Genomic DNA, 6,046 nt, shown 5'->3' with positions numbered 1-6,046 from the left:
TAAACCTGAGACACGAGACGAGTCACTACGGTGATGAAGTTGCTGATGCCATACTTCCAGGAAAAGCCTCTAAGCTTCAGATTATATGGAATCGTACCCCAAACCGACACAGGTGGTCAGGTAGAGAATACTAAGGCGCTTGAGAGAACTCGGGTGAAGGAACTAGGCAAAATCGTACCGTAACTTCGGGAGAAGGTACGCTCCTATCTGTGATGAGACTTGCTCTCTAAGCGGACGGGAGCCGCAGTGACCAGGTGGCTGGGACTGTTTATTAAAAACACAGCACTGTGCAAAATCGCAAGATGACGTATACGGTGTGACACCTGCCCGGTGCCGGAAGGTTAATTGATGGGGTTATCCTTAGGGAGAAGCTCTTGATCGAAGCCCCGGTAAACGGCGGCCGTAACTATAACGGTCCTAAGGTAGCGAAATTCCTTGTCGGGTAAGTTCCGACCTGCACGAATGGTGTAACCATGGCCACGCTGTCTCCACCCGAGACTCAGTGAAATTGAAATCGCAGTGAAGATGCTGTGTACCCGCGGCTAGACGGAAAGACCCCGTGAACCTTTACTACAGCTTGGCACTGAACATTGAACCTACATGTGTAGGATAGGTGGGAGACTTTGAAGCAGCGACGCTAGTTGTTGTGGAGTCAACCTTGAAATACCACCCTTGTAGTTTTGATGTTCTAACGTTGGCCCCTGAATCGGGGTTACGGACAGTGCCTGGTGGGTAGTTTGACTGGGGCGGTCTCCTCCTAAAGAGTAACGGAGGAGCACGAAGGTTGGCTAAGTACGGTCGGACATCGTACGGTTAGTGTAATGGTAGAAGCCAGCTTAACTGCGAGACAGACACGTCGAGCAGGTACGAAAGTAGGTCATAGTGATCCGGTGGTTCTGAATGGAAGGGCCATCGCTCAACGGATAAAAGGTACTCCGGGGATAACAGGCTGATACCGCCCAAGAGTTCATATCGACGGCGGTGTTTGGCACCTCGATGTCGGCTCATCACATCCTGGGGCTGAAGTCGGTCCCAAGGGTATGGCTGTTCGCCATTTAAAGTGGTACGCGAGCTGGGTTTAGAACGTCGTGAGACAGTTCGGTCCCTATCTGCCGTGGGCGTTTGAGAATTGAGAGGGGTTGCTCCTAGTACGAGAGGACCGGAGTGAACGAACCGCTGGTGTTCGGGTTGTCATGCCAATGGCATTGCCCGGTAGCTACGTTCGGAACTGATAAGCGCTGAAAGCATCTAAGCGCGAAGCAGGCCTCGAGATGAGTTCTCACTAGACTTTTAAAGTCTCTGAAGGGCCGTTGAAGACTACAACGTTGATAGGCAAGATGTGGAAGTGGTGTGAGCCATTAAGCTAACTTGTACTAATTACCCGTGAGGCTTAACCATACAACGCCAAACGCGTTTTATGCGACAGTTTAGACAGAAGTTAATATGACTAAAGTAGATATTACTTAGAAAGACTTAAAAAATATTATCAGATATTTTCCAAATTCAGTTAGTGCGTAGTAATACGGATTAACGCCCAAATTTGCTTGGTGACAATAGCGTTTTGGACCCACCTGATTCCATGCCGAACTCAGTAGTGAAACGAAACAGCGCCGATGATAGTGTAGCATTTGCTATGTGAAAGTAGGACATTACCAGGCTTCAAATTGTAGAAAGCCCGGATCTAATGATTCGGGCTTTTTTACGTCTGCAGAAAAGTGAAATGCGCGCAATTAATATACACACATCTACACCATCAAGTAGGGCGGGCAAGCGTCGTGACTCCTGACGTTAAAATCACAACAAAACCCTCAATATCTCAGTCGGCCAATAAATTAGCATTTGCTACGTGACTTTCTACTGCGTAGCGCACCGACTTCAAATTATAGAGAGTCCTAATCGAAAGAGTCTGGCTTTTTTTACGTCTGCAGAAAAGTGAAATGCGCGCAATTAACACACACTCACATCAACACGCAGGGCGGGCGAGCAAAGCGACTCCTGCTGCTAAAATTATAAAAACCTACGCTCTACGATGAGTGCGCAGCATTTTCACTATGATTCTCCACCGCTGAAGATATCATGACATCACACAAGCATTAAGTTGTAGAGCTCCCAAACCTAACGAGCTGGGCTTTTTACATTTTTAGAAAAGTGATTCAAGTATTCCTCTAGAGCGAAGCGTCTCTCAATGAATAATCAACTTAATTTAACGAGTTAAAGTGACATCGCCGATGCGAGTGTAGTCTTTCACTGTGACTTCCTAACGCTGAGGGCACTATTGCACTGTACAAAGCTTCAAATTAAAGAAAGTCCTAACCGAAATAGTCGTTTTTTTGCATATATAGAATGTAAAAATATGAGTGAATAATATCAATTCAAATATATAAGCAGATTGGTATTATATAAAAAGTATGGGATCCTCATAAATCAAAGTTATTTTAAATTAATGGTATGAGTTAATGATTACTCGTTAACAAACCTCTGACTTAACTTGTTTATGAAGGCAATGAATACTAATATAATTTCATGACCTTATAACTAAAATTTATTGAGTTAGTTGTTTTAAAATTACTACCAATAATGATTGTGAGCTGTAACTAGATGCCCTATGAAACATTTTTAGATGACTCTACTTCGCTAGTTGAATTTACACGTATTTACTTAGCTGTTTTTTATACTTTTGTTGCGGGGTTTTATACATTTAGAATTATTTATAAAAATAGAGACACACCATTAGGCGTTATTTATCCCGGAGATAAGTTTTGTACTAGTTGGTGGAACCATATGGTTTTTAAGTTTTTCAGGGCTGCTATTTGGTTTGTATGTGTAATTAGAGTGTTTGTACCTGAGTTAGATAGCTACCTTGGGCTATTTCCAATTCTCAATGGCTGGCCAGGTGTATTATTTGGCGATATTTTATTGAGTGCAGGTTTTATTTTGACGATGTTTGTACATTTTCATATGGCAGCACTTTGGCGTTCAGGAATTGATCCTAAGGGACCGCATGAGCTTAAAACATCAGGACTATATGAATACTCTAGGAATCCGATGTATTTAGGTGTTGTAGCTGCACAGGTGGGTTTCTTTTTAGCCTTACCTAGTATATTTAGTTTGACCTGTTTGGTTATTGGTTTTATAGCTATATATAGACAGACGTTAGTTGAAGAAGCTCATTTAGCTCATCGCTTTTCAACACAATATAAAGAGTATAAGCAACTAGTCCCTCGCTGGTTATAGCTTGGGATTAAGCTTTAAATACATGAAATTTTAACGCAAGAGTAAAGAAGTGTTCTGTGTTGAATTGCTAAAATCCAGCAAGATGGACATAAATCAGATCACTTCTTTTTGTTTTATACCAATTTGCTTAATTAAGTGATCTATTTTGAGGATGGAAAAACGTGTTGATAGCTAGGCAAAAAATTTGCTATTTAGTTGTTCTAAATGAGAATTTTTTAACACAGGTAGCGACACATTTAGCCCCGCAAAATGATTAAGTATTATTGCGGATTGGTATTATATACTTTTTCATAAATTCTTTTTTAGAAATTGCCTTTGAAAAAATGTAGCCTTGAATATAATCGCAAGCAAGCTGCTTTAATAGATCATACTGTTTTTGTGTTTCAACACCTTCCGCTACCACCATTACATCTAGGTTGTGAGCCATAGTGATAATAGCCTTCACGAGAGCAATACTATTATCGTTTGATTCAATATCGCTTATAAATGAGCGATCTATTTTTAAAATATCTATATCTAAGCGCTGTAAATACGCCAAAGAAGAATAACCAACACCAAAGTCGTCAATCGCTATGTCTATATTAATAGTGCTTAAGCGTTTTAATTGTCGCTGTATTGACGAATCTGGATCCATTAAGGTATTTTCAGTGACTTCAATTAAAATAGTGTTGGCGGGTAGTTGGTACTTTTTACTTGCAACAATCCATTCATCCACCCAGCAACCAGCGCGGTCAATTTCAAGAGGTGATGTATTTACACTGACTTGAATTGTCTTTTCACTTAAAACATTGAATTGGACGGTATCTTGAATTGCTTGAGATTTTACCCATTGGCCTATGTCGTTTATTAATCCATTTTTTTCAGCAACAGGTATAAATTCATTGGGGCCTATTAGGCCTCGTTCAGGGTGGTTCCAACGAATAAGGGCTTCAGCTTTTGGTACTGATTTTCCATCAATTGAAAATATAGGTTGGTAATATAATTCAAATTGTTTTTTTACAATTGCAGTGCGTATCTCTTCTATCAGGCGACGCTTTTCTGTGGCTTTTTCTTCGATAGCATAGGAGAAAAACTCATAGCGATTCCGCCCTTTATTTTTAGATAAATACATCGCTTGATCAGCACGTCTAACGAGCTCTTCTACTGTTAAACCATCAGCAGGGAAAAACGTTAAACCTATGCTTGCGGTAACATAGACTGTTTCTTTTTTTATTTTAATGCTCTGCATTAAACTACTTTTTACAGCTTTGGCAATTTTTGATGCTTCATCTGGGCTACTTACCCCCTCTAAAATTAATGTAAATTCGTCTCCACCTAAGCGTGCTACTGTATCTTTTGTTGTTATACAGCTTTGCAGCCTCGTTGCTACTTGGTGTAATAATAAATCACCGTAGTCATGCCCAAGGCTGTCGTTTACTTCTTTAAAACCATCTAAATCTATAAATATAAGTGCGAATTTCATTCCTTTAACACTTACTAAGCTTTGTAGTTTTTCGTAAAAATACCGTCTGTTCGGTAAATCAGTTAACCCGTCTTGGTAAGCATATTGTTGCAACTGAATATTTGCATTTTCAAGTTCATTAGTACGAAGCCTAACTTGGTTTTCTAATGAGCTTTCTCTTTGCTCAATGTTGTATAGCATATCGTTAAAACAAGAAGTTAACTGTCCGACTTCATCTTGTGATAGTTGTTTAGCGCGTAAGCTATAATCATGTGATGTTGTTATTTTATTTGCTGTTTGTGCTAAATATAAAATAGGGTTTAAAAAGCGGCGCCTTAGCAAAAGGGATAAAATGAGGCTGATAGCAAAGGTAAAGACCATCAAAATCATTATAAATTTAAAGTAAAAAGTGATTCTGTCTTGAATGTAACTGTTGTTAGCGCGTATTTTTAATATGCCATAATCATGCATATCGAGCTGAAGGGGGGTATTAACCTCAATGCTTTGTTCTATTTCTTCATTTTCGGCTTGAGCAATAACAAGTTGTTCACCAGTCATACTCGTTACCATTATACTAATAACATCTGAGCGTATAAGTATTGGGTTTATAAGCTCTTGTACTGCATCTATATCATTAAACATAAGTGCAGTAGTTATATTGGGTGAAAGCATTTTAGACAGCGACCCCAGGCTTTCTATTTGTTCTTCTTTAGCGCTGGTGATTTCATAAGCACTAAATACAATGGTTACTGTAGCGGTTGATACAAGTGCGACACTCATTAAGATGAATAATAATTTTTTGCTCATTGTATTTAATGCAAATAGTTTTTTCATTGCATTACCTATCTACAACGCGTGCAAGTCGTAGTACTTTTGAACTCATAGTAATGCCTGCATCTTTAAGCTGTTGTGGTGCAATTTCAAAGCGAATTTTACCACTGGAAAGAAAGAACCTGATATGGCCGCCATTTTCAATAAATGAGTCTGTTTCACCAATGACCATAATATTTTTTAGATCTAAAGGAGTTATGTTTTGCCACTGAGCAAATGTATCTGAGGTGATAAATAGCATGCTACACGCAGATGTTGTGACTTCATCAATAGTGACTAATTTATTATGTAAAGGTAATTTTTTTATAGTGCGATTTTTTAGAGCGGTGTTAGCCACATCAATAAAGTATTTATCAGGGCTACAAATAGTAAATTGATCAAGGGGTTCTAAATGAGAGTCCCAGTGTCCAAAACGTGCAAAGTTATATAAGAAGCCTGCTTTTAGCATGTATTCTTTTTCAACAGCGTCAACGCTGGTACTTAAAAGTACCAAGGCTATTAAGCTTCTGTGAATTAGACTTCTTAATTTAATCATCTAAT

Annotated in this window: 3 protein-coding genes and 2 rRNA genes; 3 read left to right on the top strand and 2 right to left on the bottom strand. The window is 39.3% G+C overall.

Going from position 1 to position 6,046, the window contains the following annotated elements; genetic code table 11:
- The 3 genes from GQR45_RS19315 to GQR45_RS19305 form a co-directional block, all read left to right on the top strand.
- Positions 1-1,398, top strand: a 23S ribosomal RNA gene (locus tag GQR45_RS19315); the annotation flags it as partial.
- Between the two features lie 145 nt (positions 1,399-1,543).
- A 5S ribosomal RNA gene (rrf, locus tag GQR45_RS19310) occupies positions 1,544-1,658 on the top strand.
- Positions 1,659-2,598: 940 nt separating this feature from the next.
- Entirely contained in the window at positions 2,599-3,234 is a 636-nt protein-coding gene (locus tag GQR45_RS19305) for an isoprenylcysteine carboxylmethyltransferase family protein (RefSeq protein ID WP_165726801.1), read from the top strand.
- Between the two features lie 253 nt (positions 3,235-3,487).
- Here the strand turns inward: GQR45_RS19305 and GQR45_RS19300 are convergent, their stop codons facing one another.
- A complete protein-coding gene (locus tag GQR45_RS19300; RefSeq protein WP_165726800.1) occupies positions 3,488-5,509 on the bottom strand; it encodes an EAL domain-containing protein in 2,022 nt (673 codons plus the stop codon).
- A gap of 4 nt (positions 5,510-5,513) precedes the next feature.
- Positions 5,514-6,041, bottom strand: a complete 528-nt coding sequence (locus GQR45_RS19295; protein ID WP_165726799.1) for a YfiR family protein — start codon at positions 6,039-6,041, stop codon at positions 5,514-5,516.
- Between the last annotated feature and the right edge of the window lie 5 nt (positions 6,042-6,046).

Origin of the sequence: Pseudoalteromonas sp. SA25 (assembly GCF_011378705.1) — a bacterium.
GTDB lineage: Bacteria > Pseudomonadota > Gammaproteobacteria > Enterobacterales > Alteromonadaceae > Pseudoalteromonas > Pseudoalteromonas arctica.
Note: the sequence above shows the minus strand (reverse complement) of the source record. Positions and strands in the feature narration are given on the sequence as shown.

What these genes read in the sequence shown, in the direction of transcription:
- GQR45_RS19305 (WP_165726801.1), top strand. Translation starts at nt 2,599, where the DNA reads ATGCCCTATGAAACATTTTTAGATGACTCTACTTCGCTAGTTGAATTT.
- GQR45_RS19300 (WP_165726800.1), bottom strand. Translation starts at nt 5,509, where the DNA reads ATGAAAAAACTATTTGCATTAAATACAATGAGCAAAAAATTATTATTC.
- GQR45_RS19295 (WP_165726799.1), bottom strand. Translation starts at nt 6,041, where the DNA reads ATGATTAAATTAAGAAGTCTAATTCACAGAAGCTTAATAGCCTTGGTA.